Source organism: Trichocoleus sp. DQ-A3 (assembly GCF_039961975.1).
GTDB lineage: Bacteria > Cyanobacteriota > Cyanobacteriia > Cyanobacteriales > FACHB-T130 > FACHB-T130.
The window spans coordinates 95,512-111,067 of the sequence record NZ_JAMPKC010000016.1 but is presented as its reverse complement, the minus strand read 5'-3'; the positions used below and the strand labels follow the sequence as shown (position 1 = coordinate 111,067).

Sequence of the window (15,556 nt, the reverse complement as noted above, 5' to 3'; positions counted from 1 at the left end):
TGTCTAGTTAAAGTTTGCCGGTTGTCTGTTTGTTGGCAGCGGCTGTGTAACGGACATCTTATCTGTAGTAATCACACTTTATTAACCCAAACAATAACAGTTTAGACATCCTACAATATACTCTGTCGATACTTCTCAATTTGGGCAATGGGTAATAACAATGTGTCCTCAATTTCCTGCCGTACTGCGATAGTTACTTCACAACCGCTATTGAGACAAGCCACCAGGAAGTTATTAGCATTGTAATACTGCTGAAGCAATTCTTTCTGCTGATTGCTGAATTGCAAATTGTGACCTATGTTGCGATATTCAATCATCGCTGCTCTTAATTTATCGGTCCAAGCGTGACCGTTGGCTTGCCACCAGTCTTTAAATCTTTGTCTATCTTCCTTTGAATTAGGGAGTTGAGCTTTAAGTTGTTGTAGGGGTTGTTGTAATTTACAGTTCTCAGCGAGGTCAATAGTATCGTCAATCCTATCAGTAAAGTCAAACTCCGCATCAAATATATATTCAAAGGTGCTATCTTCAACCATATCTAGAGCGCTGCTAAGAACACCATCAAGCTGACGATCTAGATGAAGCTCATCACCAACATCATTAGTAGATTTACGGTCAAGAACATAGGCAAGGGAAAGAATATTGGCGTAGCCAAAGGTATTCCTCAAGCTAGGATTAACATAAGAGCGTCCAAAATTTAAGGCGCAGGCAGAGTAAAGATAAGAGTCTCTAATAGCTGCTAGTTTATACGAAGCTTGCACTGAACTAGATTTTTTACTCACCCACATTAAAAAATCCTGCAACTTCTCATCACCTACGATCGCATCAGTTCGTTGCTTCATTAATCGCAACAAATTATCAGCATTAGGTAACATTTCAGCTACTAGCAAAAAGACTTCGCGCCAACGATACTCATTGATGTGACTGACCAGATCTTGCCAATCGCCGCCATCAACAATTTTTTTTGCGGTGAAATACTCTTGAAACGTTAGATGAGAAAACGAGTAAATTCCCCGCGCCCTTTCCACCAATAACCCATGTTGCGCTTCAATGGCTTTCAGCACAGCCTGACTATCTCGTTGTAAAGTTGCTCGGTCAGTCTGGGAATTAGGTAAAGTACAGAGATAGTCAGCAATATGGCGCTCGATATCGCATTTTTCAAAGAAGTAACAGCTATCATAAAAAGTGATTAGTGCTACCTGACTAACAAGCTCTATCTTATGATATAAAGACAAATTGCGATAAACTTCATCCCGTTTAATCTTCTGGGATTCATCCCATCTGACTAGCAGAATATCCAGTCCTTGCTCATACAGCTTAGAACGCTTAGATGGAAATTCGCGCTTTTCTAAGAAAACGAAACAGGTGAGATTTAGCAATATTGGTGTAACAGCCAGTTTCTGGATGCGATTATTTTTTGGTAGATTCAGCGTCTCATTAAACTCCCTCGCTCTGGCTTCCCCCTCTTCCCGGTTATTCCTGGCAACTGCGACAAACCACTTTCTCGCAAACGCTTTTACTTGCTCTTTCTCAAAATTTGCTACCTCGACATCAATAAAATTCTCCTGCTGAAATCTGTACTTTCCGGCAGCAATGCGACAGGTGATAATAAACTGATTTTGGAAATACGTCTCATAAAACTTCCGAATCTGGTCTACAACTTCATCATCATCAGCTTTAGAAACCTCATCCAACCCATCTAGCAGAATTAAAGCCCGCCCTTGAGTGAGTACGATTTCAGTTACCGATTCATCGGCAATGCCACAAGTACGGAATTCCTTTTTAATATAGTTAAATAGCTTAAAATCAGATTCACCTCTAGTATCTTTAGCAAAATTTTTTAGCCTGATAAAAATTGGTATCCGGTGCGGCTGAAACTCGCCTAAGTCGCACTTAATCGCTATCCACTGCAAAAAGGTGGTTTTACCCGCCCCTGGTTTGCCGAGTATCATCAGCTTAGAGTAACGCGACACCGCATTCATCCCTGGTACTCGTTTCAGACGCTTGCCAAGTCCAGGTCTGTCAAAGTCATCTGATTCTGGGTTGAACTCTTGTAGCAAGTCAGAAATCTCTCGCCATTGCTGGCAGAGTATCTCTTCCAAGATATTGACCTCAGTGTAGATATCTGTGAGTGCGATCGCCTGGGAAATGTCCAGCATCCGCATGGTGCCGCACTGATCTCGGATTTTCTGGCGGCGGAGCGATCGCACCTTCTGCACCAATGCATCAATTTCGCTGGTGTCCTGCTTTTGCTCCTCTGGTGTAGGTTTACTGCGTGGTTGAGCCGCAATCTCATCCCACTCTAACCGCAACTCCTCGCAAATTTTTACAAAATACTGCCGATCAACAGGCTGACCTCGGAAAAATTTTCCGACTGTCTCCCGCGAGAAACTTAACTCTTTGGCTAACTCCTTCTGAGTCAAGCACCTATCAGTTAAAGCATCTTGTGCTGTCTGAATTGCTTCTGGAGATACTTGGAGCGATCGCACTGCCATAGCTTCACTACGTCACTGTGCCAATTTTAACTACCCAAGTTAAAAGTCTGTCCTAACTCTGACAAAGACACGCCTCAATCTGGCATTCCACAGTCCTTGCTCTAGCTTGAACGCCGACACCTATTGTCGAACCTGAAAGAGTACAGATACACAAGCCAAATCCATGAACTCCTTTGTACTCTGGCTAATCAAAAAGTCTGCTGAAATAGTCCTTAGCAAACTGATAGAGAAGATACTGAAAGATGCCAATATAAAAAACTGCCTGAAACTTCAGATTCTCGTACTTTGCTTAGACTGGGTGTTACTAAAGACACCACTCAATCCGGAAAAGCTTGCTCAACACTTATATCAGCAACAACGGCAGGGAAAGTAGGAGAAGTGTTTGCCCTCATTCGCCTGAAATTTCAACTTCAGGCGGGTGAAGTAACCAGATATTGGAGCGATCGCTTCAATATCTCTCCCATCCTCTCCTTCCTCTGCGCCTCTGTGCTTCATTTCTACAACAAGGAGAAGGCACGATCGCATCCCTTCAACCAACCACGAGATCGCTCTTGATAAGCTTGAAGCTTCATCTAGTTGCAATGTTGGCTCAAAATTTTAGAATGCGATCGCTGCTGAGTTCAACGCCCATTGTCCTGGCAGCAGCAATGCACATTTCCTTACTTCGAGATTAAGCGGCAGCGGAGAGGTCAGCCACTACTGTTACCCGTCCTTTGAGTACAGAACGCAGCAGTCTGTTGACGCAACCTCTTTCTTCCTCATCCAAGGACTCATCCAGAGCGGCTGCCATCAGTCCATAACGGTCAGCCAGAGTCAGAATACCAGTTTCGCTAACAGAGGCTAGGATTTCAGAGATAGCACCGGGGAGCAGTTGGATTTGGGGAAGCATGGTTGTTGGGCGTCAACTCTACGATATTTAATATCTCACTCCTTTGCGTCTCGCCGAGCGATCGCTTAGATGAGTAACGTGTGAAAATTCTCAGCCTTTCGAGTGATCTGAATTACATAGGCACTCAACCCACAAGCGGCTCAAGCGCGATCGCATCCCTCAACCAGCTACGCGATCGCATTCTCTCAGCTTCTTTCCAAAAAAATAAAACCGATGGACAAACAAGAAAGCAACTTCACCGGCTGGACGCATATCAGCTATGAAAAAATACCGGAAAGCTCGAATAATTGGAATTTAACAGAATCAGATTATCGCATTTTCAAGAAAACTGCCTGGGTGGTAACTGAAAAAATTCACGGGGCGAATTTCTGTATAATCGCAGACGGCTCAGACGTTCGCTTTGCCAAGAGAAAAGAATTATTGCAGCCAGACGAAGACTTTTTTGGATATCAAACGCTTAGATATAAATTAGCCCAACAAGCCAAAGATATATTCAAAATTATCCAGTTGGAACATCCGGAAACTTTTAGAGTTTCTGTGTATGGGGAATTGTTTGGTGGAGAATATCCCCATCCTGATGTAGCGGCTGTTCCTAGTGTTCAGGCTGTCCAAACAGGAATCTATTATTCACCTAAAATTGAATTTTGTGCTTTTGATATCGCTGTTGAAGAAAATAATAGAACTGCCAAACGAGATTACATAGATTATGAGAAAGCGCTGAAATTATTTCAGCAAGTAGAAATGCTGGGTGCTAAACCGCTATTTACTGGAAAATACGAACAAGCGCTTGCACAGAAGATAGAGTTTAATTCTACTATTCCTGCCTTATTAGGTTTACCCAAATTGCCGTTTAGCAATCAGGCGGAAGGGATTGTCATTAAACCTGTAAAGTCGATCTATATAGATACTCCCAAGGGAAGAATTAGGCCGATTTTGAAGAGAAAAATCCCAAAATTCGCTGAAGAGAGCCGATTCCATCAGGCAGAAAAATGGAGCGGCCAAAAATTAGCAACATCTCCTCCCTATTTGAGTGATAACAAATGGCTACATGAGGCGATGCTTGCATTGGTTACAGAAAATAGATTGATGAATACTCTATCAAAAGTAGGCCGGGTTTCTGGTAAAGACCCAAAAGCAATAGACAAAGTTTTTCAATTATTTGTGAATGATGTAATAGAAACATTTAACGAATCTTATGAAAGCATTTTTAAAAGCTTACCTGAGAAAAGTCAACAGACTTTAATCGAACAATTGGAGCAGGAATCTAAAAAATTGATAAATAATTACTTTAAAAAATAATATTTAGGAACAGGTGTAGGGTGAGCAGCGGCTAACTAAATACTTGATCTGAAACGAAGAGTGCGAACTGACTTTTTCTGCGCTAGGCTAACGCCTCGCTTCGCATGAGCGCGATCGCTCTCCTGTCTTCAATGATTACCCTGGAATTAGAGTTCCCACCTTGTTGACATGAAATCGATACGTTTCTTGCTGCTTCTGCTCATCCTGACTACAGCAGCCGCCTGTGACTCAACTCAGGCATCCCTCGACCCCCAGACAACCCAACCAACCGAACAACCGACAGAAACTCCGGCACAGCCGAACCAACAGCTTGCCCAAGCGACGCAGACTAATAACGTGGTGCGAACCGAACCCCTGACACCCCAACCGATTCGCATCACCCTCGATAACTTACCCAAACCCTACGCCAGCGACAGCGCCTCCAACTCGCCCAACGTGGTGCCCATCCCAGAAAACCCCACCCTGCGCGTCCCGGCAGGCTTCGTCGTCAACGTTTTTGCCGATGGATTAGATGCACCCCGCTGGCTGGCACTCACCCCGAACGGTGACGTGTTAGTCACCGAAACCCGACAAAACCAGATTCGCTTGCTGCGCGACACTAACGGCGATGGCGTCGCTGATGTCCGCCAAACCTTTGCCAGTTCCCAAAATGGGGTAAATATCCCCTTTGGCATGACCTTTGCGGGCGGATACTTCTTCCTCGGCAACACAGGCGAAGTCCGGCGGTATCCCTACACGCAAGGACAACAACAACTCACCGGAACCGGCGAAAAAATTGCTAACTTAACCCCCGGCGGCTACAACCAGCACTGGACGCGCAACGTCGTTGCCTCACCCGATGGGCAAAAGCTTTATGTCTCAGTTGGGTCGGCATCCAACGCTTCAGAAGAACCCATCCCCCGCGCCTCAGTACAGGTGATGAACCTAGACGGTTCCAACCAGCAAACTTTTGCTTCCGGTTTACGGAACCCAGTCGGACTCGACTTTCACCCCACCACTGGCGAACTTTATACCGCCGTGAACGAACGAGACGGACTGGGCGACGACCTGGTACCCGACTACCTAACCCGCATCCAACAGGGAGAATTCTATGGCTGGCCTTACGCCTACCTGGCACCAAATCTCCTTGACCCGCGTCATCTGGTCAACGGAAAGAGCAAACGTCCCGACCTGGTAGCGAAAACAAAGACGCCCGACGTTCTGTTCCAAGCCCACTCGGCTGCTTTGGGATTGCAGTTTTATGACGGTAATACCTTTCCAGAAAAATACCGCAATGGCGCTTTTGTTGCCTTTCGCGGTTCCTGGAACCGCAACCAAGGCACCGGCTACAAAATTGTCTTTGCCCCCTTCTCTAACGGGCGTCCTCAGGGCTACTATGAAGACTTTCTCACTGGGTTCCTGCTAGACCCCTCTGTCCCAACCACCTGGGGGCGTCCGGTGGGGTTACTCGTGCTACCCGATGGGAGTTTGCTGCTGACGGAAGAAGCCAATAACCGGATTTACCGCATCCAGTATCGTGGCTCTTAAGTAGTTGTTAATCGCGGCTCAAAGAACTGCCCCATGCGCCCAAAACTCGTTAATCAATTTGCTGTCCTTAAGCCCGCGAAGGCGGGCTTGGTTTGTTTAGCTGCGACTTCAGCCGTCGGAGTGTTAACGCTTGGCTTACCAACCCCAGCCCAAGCGGCAAACTCCAAAGACTTGCAGAAGTTACTGACGCTGAAAACTTGCCCTGGATGTGACCTAAAAGATGCCCAACTCAGGGGGATTAATCTCAGAAACGCCGACTTGAAGAATGCCCAGCTTGACGGTGCGGATTTAACGGCGGCTGACCTTTCGGGCGCTAAGCTAGAGGGTGCCCAGCTCAACGGTGCCAAACTAACTGCCGCTAATTTGGAAAAAGCGAACTTGAGACAGGCAAAATTGGCGGCGGCGAATAAAATTGTTGCTGATTTAACAGACGCTAAATTGCGGGGGGCAAACTTATATGCAGCGAACCTCACGGGCGCTAAGCTAGAGCGTGCCCAGCTAGCCCAAACTCAACTGAATTTTGCTCAGTTAGTTGGTGCAAATCTCGGACAAGCGAATTTGATCGAAGCGAATCTTTCGGGTGCCAATTTAGGCGGGGCAAACCTAAAAGACGCTCAGATGCAAATTGTTAACTTAGCTGGTGCCAATCTGACAGGTGCCAAGTTGAATAATGCCCAGTTAGAGACTGCCAATATGGATAGTGTCAACTTGAGCAATGCTGATTTGAGTCAGGCTTCTTTGAATAATGCTGACTTGAATGGGGGAATTCTCACGGGTGCCAATCTGCAAAAAGGATCGCTGACAGCAGCGAATTTCCAAAGTGCTACGCTCACAAATGCCAATTTGACGGGTGCCAATTTGACGGGTGCTGGTTTCAATCGTGCCAATTTGACGGGTGCTAAATTTAACGATGCTGATTTAACAAATGCCAAACTGCCGCTTGCCAATCTTACCAACGCTAATTTAGCGGGTGCTAACCTCCAGGATGCTTATCTGGATAGTACCAATCTCAACGGTGCTAATCTCAGCGGTGTAAACTTGCGTGGGGCGAATTTGCGGTCTGCCAATTTAAGCGGAGCGTCGATGATGGGTACCAACCTAGAAAGTGCCAATCTGACGAATGCTATTTTGACAGGAGCCAATTTGAGTTACACCAATTTCAGCAGTGCCGATCTCCGGGGTGCCAATTTAGGAAATACTAATCTGAGTTATGCCAACTTGACTCAAACAGATTTGGATCAAGCTAGCTTAGCGAATGCCAACCTGACGGGTGCCAACTGGAAGGATGCTAAGCTCAAAGGTGTCATTGGATTGAATGGATATTGAGCGATCGCATTCTATCCCCATTGACTCTTTTGTTCTGATTTTGTGCATTCTATAGCGCGATCGCGCATGGCTACCAAGAGGGTGTTTTGGCAGTTCAATCGATACTCATTTCCTCAGTTGGCTAGCCTCCCATGAAACCAGGAATCCTCGCTGTTGCCCTGTTGATGCCTGTCTGCTTTGCAGTGCCGGTCAAAGCAGAGAATCCAGAACACGTTCAGAGATTATTAATTTATAAAGAATGCCAATTTTGTGACTTGAGCAATGTGAACTTAACTGGGTATGACCTCAGCGGTGCCAACTTGAAGGGTGCCAATCTACTCAATGCCAATCTCACCAGTGTCGTGCTAGCTGGAGCCGATCTTACAGCAGCCACCTTGGAAAATGCGAATTTGAACAATGCGGTTCTTAATGGCGCGAACCTCAGCGGTACGAAGATGCGGTTTGCGAACTTGCAGTATGCGAGTCTACAAGGAGTCAAAGCGAAGGAAGCATTTGACGTGACAGGTGCCGATCTCACCGGGACAATTATGCCTTCCGGTCTAGTTTACAAGCCGCTTGCTGAGGGTCAAAAGAAACCGGCACCTGAGACCGGGAAACCCCTCAACCAAGACCGAAGCGACCCGATAAACCCGTAAAATCAATAAGCTTTTTAGTATAATACCCACACAGTAGAGAGGGGAACCAGCTCCAAAGCCCTAATAGGAGTTGGAACAAATGTGATAGTATCCCTTTGCTTTCCTGTTACACGCAGTCCTCTTCTGTCCCTGAATTTTGCCCCATGCAACTGCGAAATCCCCAGCGCCGGACAAAAATTGTCGCAACGATTGGCCCTGCTACCAGTAGCCCAGAGGTCTTACGCGCTTTAATTGAAGCGGGTGCGACGACCCTGCGCCTCAACTTTTCTCATGGAACTCATGAAGACCATCAGCGGAGCATTCGCTTGATCCGCCAGATGGCTTTTGAACTGAATCAGCCAGTGGGCATTTTGCAAGATTTGCAAGGCCCGAAAATTCGTTTGGGACGGTTTGAAACGGGGTCTATCGTCCTGAATAAGGGCGATCGCTTCATCCTAACCAGTCACCCTGTCCCAGGCACCCAAGAAATTAGCTCTGTCACCTACGAACCTCTAGCAGATGAAGTTCCAAACGGGGCAACGATTCTCTTGGATGATGGCAAAGTAGAAATGCGGGTCGAGCAGGTAGACCGCACGGCGCGGGAATTGCACTGTCGCGTTGTCGTCGGCGGCCCACTTTCTAACAACAAAGGAGTGAATTTCCCCGGCGTCTATCTGTCAATTAAGGCGCTAACTGACAAAGACCGTAAAGACTTGATGTTTGGTCTTGACCAAGGGGTTGACTGGGTAGCGCTGAGCTTTGTCCGCAACCCCCAGGATGTGCTGGAAATTAAAGAGCTGATTTCTAGTGCTGGTAAGCAAGTGCCGGTGGTTGTCAAGATTGAAAAGCACGAAGCCATCGACCAAATGGAAGCGATTCTCTCGCTCAGCGATGGTGTCATGGTAGCTCGTGGTGACTTGGGCGTAGAATTGCCTGCGGAGGATGTCCCAATTCTGCAAAAGCGGCTGATTGCCACGGCAAATCAACTGGGGATTCCGGTGATTACGGCAACTCAGATGTTGGACAGCATGGTGAACAATCCCCGTCCCACCCGTGCTGAAATTTCCGATGTCGCCAATGCGATTTTGGACGGAACCGACGCCGTGATGCTCTCCAACGAGACAGCGGTGGGTAAATACGCCGTCGAAGCGGTGGAGACGATGGCGCGGATTGCCGTGCGGATTGAGCAAGAACAAATCGCCCGGAACGTCCGGGGCACCACTCGCTCGATCACGAATGCGATTAGTCAGGCGGTTGGTCAAATTTCTGAGCAGCTAGGGGCAGCTGCGATTATGTCGTTGACCAAAAGCGGTGCCACTGCCCGAAATGTTTCTAAGTTTCGACCTTCAACGCCCGTTCTAGCAGTGACTCCCCATGTAGACGTGGCGCGGCAGTTGCAGATGGTGTGGGGCGTGAAGCCGCTTCTAGTGCTGGATTTGCCTTCTGCGGGTCAGACGTTCCAAGCGGCAATCAATGTGGCGCTGGAGAAACAGCTGCTGGCTGAAGGAGATTTGGTGGTAATGACTGCCGGGACGCTCCAAGGTATCTCTGGTTCAACCGACCTGATTAAAGTTGAGGTGGTGACATCCATTCTTGGCAAGGGAATTGGGATTGGTCAGGGATCGGTGAGCGGTCGAGCGCGAGTGGCTCGCACTGCCAGAGAGGTGGGCAATTTCAATCATGGGGAAATTTTGGTAGTACCGGGCACAAATGCCGATTATGTGGAAGCAATTCGCAAAGCATCTGGGATTATTACTGAGGATGAAAGTCTAACCAGTCATGCGGCTGTGATTGGCTTACGCCTTGGGGTGCCGGTCATTGTGGGCGTCAAGAAGGCGACGGAAATGATTCGGGATGGGGCGATTTTGACCCTAGATATGCAACGGGGTCTGGTTTACTCTGGGGCGATGGCGGGGACTTCTCAGACGACTCCGGCACTGCCAGTTTAAGTGCGATCGCGTCTGTTTATCTCTCATAAGCGATCGCGCTTTCCCCAAACCTTCACAATGAGGTAAAGAAAGTAAGGATTTAATTTTTACTACACGAGACCACAAAAAACATAACCTCCAGCCCCCTTCGCATCTCTCTTCCTGCTCCTAATAGGAGCGGGAAGAAGAAATTTTTATCTGCAAGGGATCTTTCTCCCCTTCCCTTGCAGGGGAGGGGTTGGGGGAGAGGTTCCTCATTCAGCATGGACACTCTCAACTTTTTCACCGACTATCTAATTGCTAGCCTGCGCCTCTCAGTACCATTAGCCTTTGCTGCCCTTGGTGGACTTTTTTCCGAACGATCGGGAGTGCTAAATATTGGACTAGAAGGAATGTTACTCTCCGGGGCATTTGCGAGTGCAGCAGGAGCATTTTTTACCGGCAACGTTTGGCTGGGAATGCTTTTAGCAATCGTCGTCGGGGGATTGGTCGGACTGCTTCATGCCTATCTGTGCGTTACCTTGCGCGTCGATCAATTAGTATCTGGACTTGCCATCAATCTTACAGCAGCAGGATTAACTTCTTTCTGGTCGCGTGTCTTATTTAATAGCGGTCAGGCGCAGCAACTACCAGGCATTCAAATCATCGGCATTCCCGGATTAAAGAATATTCCGATAATTGGGAATCTCCTCTTTCATCAAGACCCCTTAATTTACTTATTATTCCTGTTAGTTCCCCTGAGTACATACCTACTATTTCGTACAAGTTTAGGCTTATCTTTACGCGCCGTTGGAGAATATCCCCGTGCTGCGGATACTGCTGGCGTTTCTGTCACCAAGGTGCGCTATGTTGCAGTCACTCTCAGCGGCTGTCTCGCCGGTTTAGGAGGAGCTTATTTAACATTAGTTCACGTCAGATTCTTTGTAGAGGATATGAGTGCAGGAAGAGGTTTTATTGCCCTTGCAGCTTTGATTTTTGGCAGATGGCATCCCGTCAGTACGGCTTTAGCTTGCTTATTATTCGGTGCTACAGAAGCTTTGCAACTGCGAATTCAAGCTTTTAATCTGAATATTCCCTATCAATTTTTAGTAATGTTGCCTTATGTCATTGCCCTGTTGGCGCTAGTGGGATTAGCTGGAAAATCAACCCCTCCCGCAGCCCTCGGTGTTCCTTACATTCCCGAAAGTCGCGAACAATGAGTCGATATCAGTTAATTATTTTTGACTTTGATGGCACTTTAGCAATTACGCATCCAGCTATCATATCCTGCGTTATTAAAACCTTCCAAACATTTAACATCGATCCGCCAGATGAAGAACAGATTCGTTCAGTCATTGGCGTTACGCTTGCCGAGGCTTTCCCGATTTTTCATCCAGCGATCGCGCCCGAAGAAATTCCTAGATGGATTCAAACTTACAGACACTTTTACCAAACAGAAGGTTTATTAAAAATCAATTTATTTTCGGGAGTGAAGCAAGCGATCCAAGCTGCATCCTCCGAGGGTTTGAACTTAGCAATTGTTAGCGTCAAACACACTAAATTTTTAAAGCTTGCCGTAGAAAAGCTAAAAATTAATACTGACTTCGATCTGGTTATTGGCGATGACGGACAAACGCCAACCAAACCGGATGCAAGATTATTCCACTCAGTCATCCAGCCAATTTATCCAGACATCCAAAGTAACGAAGTTTTAGTATTTGGCGACAGTCATGTAGACTTAATGTTTGCTAAAAATGCTGGATTAGATGCTTGTTGGGCTACTTATGGTTATGGCGATCGCGCAAAATGTTTAGCACTCAACCCAACTTTTGTCGTTAACGAGATTTCCCAACTGATTTCAATCATCAAATCCTAAGCGCAAATCGCTACTTTGTCCCGTACAAGCGATCGCCTGCATCCCCAAGTCCTGGGACAATATAACCGTGTTCATCTAATTTTTCGTCAATTGCAGCCGTATAAATAGACACGTCCGGATGTTCGCGGCGTAAGTGTGCAATCCCCTCTGGTGCTGCCAGCAAGCACAAAAACTTGATTGACATCGGGCTAACTTCCTTAATTCTGTCAATCGCTGCGACGGCTGAATTTCCGGTTGCCAACATGGGATCGACAACTAAAATATCTCGCTGTTCAATATCATTCGGAACCTTGAAATAATACTCGATCGCAACATGAGTAGTCGGGTCGCGATATAAACCAATATGCCCGACTCTCGCTGAAGGAATCAGTTCCAAAATTCCATCTAAAATTCCCTGCCCTGCCCGCATAATTGAGACAATCACCATCTTCTTTTCAGCAGCCAGCATCGGTGCCAACATGGGGGCAATAGGCGTCTTAATTTCTTCATATTTTAGCGGTAAATCTCGCGTCACCTCGTAAGCTAACAACATTCCGATTTCTTTGAGGAGATTGCGAAATTTTCCTGTGCTAGTTTCCGTTTTCCGCATCAGGGTTAATTTATGTTGGATCAAGGGATGTTCGATTACAGTGACTTCAGCATTCATTAATAAATTCCTCTCGAAAGATGCACAAAGACAAAGCCTACCTACGCAGGCTCAAAAAATAAGCAAAAATTCCTTTTCACTTGAGTGCAATATATAAAAGAACCTCACCCCCAACCCCTCTCCGTGAACGGAGAGGGGGGAATATTTAACCCCTCTCCGTTTACAAGCAGGAGGGAATATTTAACCCCTCCCTGTTTACGGGGAGGGGCAGGGGTGGGGTTAAACCATACTGCATCCAATAGAGAATTGCTATATTCACCAGGTAATTTCTATTAAAACACGGTTCCATCACTCGCAATTTTAATTGGAGGAACGCCGCCTTCTCGTAATTGTGCGGCAATTTTTCTCCCCGCACTCCAAGTTCCTCCTTGTAAAACTTTTACTAGGGGTAATTCATCAGCAGTCATATTCAGTTTTTGTCGAATCGTTGCCGCAATTTTATCTAACAAACTAACCGTTAAAGCCCTCCATTCTACAATTACCTCAGAACCTACTGGATGACGTTCCTGCAAAACTGCTGAATCTTTGACTTGTAACAATCCAGTATCTAGACATAAACCGCCATTACGATATTCGGGCAAACCTGTAAGTTCCTCTAGTCCAGTGATTTTTAAATCGAGTTCCTGAAGGGGTTCTAAAAGAGAATACGTTAACCACTGGGAGAGTTTGTGAAATGGCACATAATTGTCACTTTTCCGATCTCCCGGTAAAGCGGAATGAATCCAGACATCGCCTAGGTTTACCCCAGCGATCGCAAGTCTTCCCGACCAAATTTCCCCCAACCCTTCCAAAACTGCACTCAACACCTTACTTGCAGCCAGTTGTCCGTGATTGCTGTTATCCCACAAATAATTGACTAGATTGCCAAGACGCGGGCTTTCGGTGCCAAAAAACTTAGGATTTTGAGTGAGGATTTGTCCCAAACGCTGTAGCATCTGAACGCGCCCTTCTACCCCTACCAGCGGATTTTTTTCACTAACTTGGAAACCCTGCGCTAAAGCGTCTTCTGTTAACGGTAGGAGTCCATTAGCATCTACCTGTAATGGTAATTTCGAGTGGCTAGAGAAAGCACCTTGAAAAAACATTCGGAAGCTAGCCACGGCTAAGCCTTCCGAACGCCGAAACACTTGTCCCGTTTCTGGTTCGCAATACTCCCAATGAGTGCCTGCACCTGCATCCAGTAAAACGCTAACAATCGCTAAATCAAACTTAACTTTCGCTTTTTCTAATCCAGTCAGTCTCGTTAAAGCTTGTTCAAGTTCCAAAAGACGAGGCACATTTCCGACTTCAAAATGTCGCCAGCGACTGTGAAAAGGAATATCGAGATCGGGATAATCATCGCGCATCACCCCGATGACATAATCAGCGCATTTCTCTAACTGCGTTAAATCAACTCGAAAGTAACGCAGTTTGTCTTCACAGCCTAAAAGAAAGAGGCGATCGCATCTTTCCCGAATTGCCGCCGGACTCCTCAAATATGCGATCGCTTCCCGTTCAGAATTGCTCATAAACAATAAAAACGCAAAGATTAACTTTGCGTACCTTTGCGTAAACCTTTGCGTACCTTTGCGTTAAAAAACCTAATCCCCTAAACCCCGTCCCTTAATTTCTGCCAGAGTTGTCGCAGTGGGCACCTCTCCCGGCGTGTAGTAACCAGCGGCTTGCTTGGCAGCAATTTCCACCCACGCATCTTCTGGAATCCAATCATCGGGAATCGGGATGCGTTGGATTACCTCGATACCAGAATTTGTAATCGCGTTGTATTTCATATCACTCATCGACACCAAGCGGTCAATTCGCGTAATTCCTAGCCAATGCAACACATCCGGCATCAGTTCTTGAAACCGCATATCTTGAAGTCCCGCCACGCATTCAGTCCGGGCAAAATAGGCATCTGCGCGATCGCCTCCTTCCTGACGCTTCCGGGCATTGTAAACTAAAAATTTAGTTACTTCGCCCAAGGCACGACCTTCTTTGCGGAAATAGACAATCACCCCTGCGCCGCCTGCTTGTGCTGTCTGGACGCAGACTTCAATGCCATGCACCAGATAAGGGCGACAAGTGCAAATATCGGAACCAAACACATCTGAACCGTTACATTCATCATGTACCCGCACGGCAAGCAGTCGGTTGGGATCTGTAATTGCGGCGACATCGCCAATCAGATAAATCGTCGTGCCGCCAATCGGTGGTAAGAATACGTGTAAATCTGGGCGCGTTACCAATTCTGGGAACATCCCGCCTGTTTGCTGGAAGAGAATGCGACGTAAATCGCTTTCTTCAATGTTGAGTCGCTTGGCAATCCCTGGTAAATACCAGACTGGATCGATTGCGACCTTTGTGACGACTAAATTACCGTTACTTTTGATAATTTGACCATCAACTTGCAAGCGCCCTTTTGCCACAGAATCTTGCAATTCCGGCATATTAATGTGAGCTTTGGTGACAGCAATGGTAGGGCGAATATCGTACCCTTCTTCATAAAATGAAGGGTAAACTTCACCCACGATTGCTCCAAATGGATCGAGTGAGACAATTTTGTTCGCATCTGCCCAACTAGGATGTGGCCCAATGTGGACAACCGGAGAAGTATTGGTTAAATCGGCGCGGTGATTTGCCTGGAGAGCGCCAGATGCGATCGCAAGTGCCCGATAAACGGCATAAGATCCCGAATGCGTGCCAATTGCATTCCGTTGATTTGGGTTCGCTAATGTCCCAATAATGGGTCCTCGTTTAATCGGATCGCTTTCTCCCCAATGAACAGAAACGGATTTTTTACCCGATTTACCGGGATGGGATGTTAAAACAATATGCTTATGCGAAGATACTTTTTTTGGGTTTTCCATAAATAGCTCACAAGATGCACTCAAGATGTCGTCTAGGGCAATCTACGCAGGGAATTGGAAATAAGCTCTCATCATAGCAAGGGGATTTTGGCTCTCGGAGTATCCTGCACAGCCAAATCTGTTTGTGGTTGCTA

The 15,556-nt window shown here is 46.6% G+C and carries 13 protein-coding genes; 8 read left to right on the top strand and 5 right to left on the bottom strand.

The window, feature by feature from the left end:
• Nucleotides 1-110 precede the first annotated feature (110 nt).
• Nucleotides 111-2,492 carry an NACHT domain-containing NTPase gene (locus NDI44_RS20560; RefSeq protein ID WP_190411453.1) on the bottom strand — a complete coding sequence of 794 codons (2,382 nt, stop codon included), beginning with the start codon at nucleotides 2,490-2,492 and terminating at the stop codon, nucleotides 111-113.
• Nucleotides 2,493-2,777: 285 nt separating this feature from the next.
• Between NDI44_RS20560 and NDI44_RS20555 the strand changes: the two genes are divergently transcribed.
• Complete coding sequence (locus NDI44_RS20555) at nucleotides 2,778-3,047, top strand: hypothetical protein (RefSeq protein WP_190411452.1); 270 nt, start codon at nucleotides 2,778-2,780, stop codon at nucleotides 3,045-3,047.
• 115 nt (nucleotides 3,048-3,162) lie between these two features.
• On the opposite strand, the gene NDI44_RS20550 is transcribed toward NDI44_RS20555, so the two are convergent.
• Nucleotides 3,163-3,381 carry a hypothetical protein gene (locus NDI44_RS20550; protein ID WP_190411451.1) on the bottom strand — a complete coding sequence of 73 codons (219 nt, stop codon included), beginning with the start codon at nucleotides 3,379-3,381 and terminating at the stop codon, nucleotides 3,163-3,165.
• Between the two features lie 213 nt (nucleotides 3,382-3,594).
• Between NDI44_RS20550 and NDI44_RS20545 the strand changes: the two genes are divergently transcribed.
• The 7 genes from NDI44_RS20545 (at nucleotide 3,595) to NDI44_RS20515 (ending at nucleotide 11,930) form a co-directional block, all read left to right on the top strand.
• Nucleotides 3,595-4,680: an RNA ligase family protein gene (locus NDI44_RS20545; RefSeq protein ID WP_190411450.1), complete on the top strand. Its 1,086-nt coding sequence runs from the start codon at nucleotides 3,595-3,597 to the stop codon at nucleotides 4,678-4,680.
• A gap of 168 nt (nucleotides 4,681-4,848) precedes the next feature.
• Nucleotides 4,849-6,207: a sorbosone dehydrogenase family protein gene (locus tag NDI44_RS20540; RefSeq protein WP_190411449.1), complete on the top strand. Its 1,359-nt coding sequence runs from the start codon at nucleotides 4,849-4,851 to the stop codon at nucleotides 6,205-6,207.
• Nucleotides 6,208-6,240: 33 nt separating this feature from the next.
• On the top strand, nucleotides 6,241-7,533 hold the full coding sequence (locus tag NDI44_RS20535; RefSeq protein WP_190411448.1) for a pentapeptide repeat-containing protein: 1,293 nt from the start codon (nucleotides 6,241-6,243) through the stop codon (nucleotides 7,531-7,533).
• A 131-nt stretch (nucleotides 7,534-7,664) separates the two neighbouring features.
• Nucleotides 7,665-8,168 (top strand): pentapeptide repeat-containing protein, encoded by a 504-nt coding sequence (locus NDI44_RS20530; RefSeq protein ID WP_190411447.1) that lies wholly within the window; start codon nucleotides 7,665-7,667, stop codon nucleotides 8,166-8,168.
• A gap of 143 nt (nucleotides 8,169-8,311) precedes the next feature.
• Nucleotides 8,312-10,096, top strand: a complete 1,785-nt coding sequence (gene pyk, locus NDI44_RS20525; RefSeq protein ID WP_190411446.1) for a pyruvate kinase — start codon at nucleotides 8,312-8,314, stop codon at nucleotides 10,094-10,096.
• A gap of 242 nt (nucleotides 10,097-10,338) precedes the next feature.
• Entirely contained in the window at nucleotides 10,339-11,274 is a 936-nt protein-coding gene (locus NDI44_RS20520) for an ABC transporter permease (protein ID WP_190411445.1), read from the top strand.
• Complete coding sequence (locus tag NDI44_RS20515) at nucleotides 11,271-11,930, top strand: HAD family hydrolase (protein ID WP_190411444.1); 660 nt, start codon at nucleotides 11,271-11,273, stop codon at nucleotides 11,928-11,930. The genes NDI44_RS20520 and NDI44_RS20515 overlap by 4 nt, the downstream gene beginning before the upstream one ends.
• Before the next feature lie 10 nt (nucleotides 11,931-11,940).
• Here the strand turns inward: NDI44_RS20515 and upp are convergent, their stop codons facing one another.
• The 3 genes from upp to NDI44_RS20500 all read right to left on the bottom strand — a co-directional run bounded on the left by upp (nucleotide 11,941) and on the right by NDI44_RS20500 (nucleotide 15,422).
• Entirely contained in the window at nucleotides 11,941-12,576 is a 636-nt protein-coding gene (upp, locus tag NDI44_RS20510) for a uracil phosphoribosyltransferase (protein WP_190411443.1), read from the bottom strand.
• A 272-nt stretch (nucleotides 12,577-12,848) separates the two neighbouring features.
• Nucleotides 12,849-14,084: a URC4/urg3 family protein gene (locus tag NDI44_RS20505; RefSeq protein ID WP_190411442.1), complete on the bottom strand. Its 1,236-nt coding sequence runs from the start codon at nucleotides 14,082-14,084 to the stop codon at nucleotides 12,849-12,851.
• A gap of 72 nt (nucleotides 14,085-14,156) precedes the next feature.
• Nucleotides 14,157-15,422, bottom strand: coding sequence for a GTP cyclohydrolase II (locus tag NDI44_RS20500; protein WP_190411441.1), 1,266 nt, complete (start codon nucleotides 15,420-15,422; stop codon nucleotides 14,157-14,159).
• Between the last annotated feature and the right edge of the window lie 134 nt (nucleotides 15,423-15,556).

Bases quoted from the DNA above. Each gene is read 5' to 3' on its own strand.
- NDI44_RS20515 (WP_190411444.1), top strand. From the start codon at position 11,271: ATGAGTCGATATCAGTTAATTATTTTTGACTTTGATGGCACTTTAGCA.
- NDI44_RS20540 (WP_190411449.1), top strand. From the start codon at position 4,849: ATGAAATCGATACGTTTCTTGCTGCTTCTGCTCATCCTGACTACAGCA.
- NDI44_RS20550 (WP_190411451.1), bottom strand. From the start codon at position 3,381: ATGCTTCCCCAAATCCAACTGCTCCCCGGTGCTATCTCTGAAATCCTA.
- NDI44_RS20530 (WP_190411447.1), top strand. From the start codon at position 7,665: ATGAAACCAGGAATCCTCGCTGTTGCCCTGTTGATGCCTGTCTGCTTT.
- pyk (WP_190411446.1), top strand. From the start codon at position 8,312: ATGCAACTGCGAAATCCCCAGCGCCGGACAAAAATTGTCGCAACGATT.
- NDI44_RS20505 (WP_190411442.1), bottom strand. From the start codon at position 14,084: ATGAGCAATTCTGAACGGGAAGCGATCGCATATTTGAGGAGTCCGGCG.
- NDI44_RS20500 (WP_190411441.1), bottom strand. From the start codon at position 15,422: ATGGAAAACCCAAAAAAAGTATCTTCGCATAAGCATATTGTTTTAACA.
- upp (WP_190411443.1), bottom strand. From the start codon at position 12,576: ATGAATGCTGAAGTCACTGTAATCGAACATCCCTTGATCCAACATAAA.
- NDI44_RS20545 (WP_190411450.1), top strand. From the start codon at position 3,595: ATGGACAAACAAGAAAGCAACTTCACCGGCTGGACGCATATCAGCTAT.
- NDI44_RS20520 (WP_190411445.1), top strand. From the start codon at position 10,339: ATGGACACTCTCAACTTTTTCACCGACTATCTAATTGCTAGCCTGCGC.
- NDI44_RS20560 (WP_190411453.1), bottom strand. From the start codon at position 2,492: ATGGCAGTGCGATCGCTCCAAGTATCTCCAGAAGCAATTCAGACAGCA.
- NDI44_RS20535 (WP_190411448.1), top strand. From the start codon at position 6,241: ATGCGCCCAAAACTCGTTAATCAATTTGCTGTCCTTAAGCCCGCGAAG.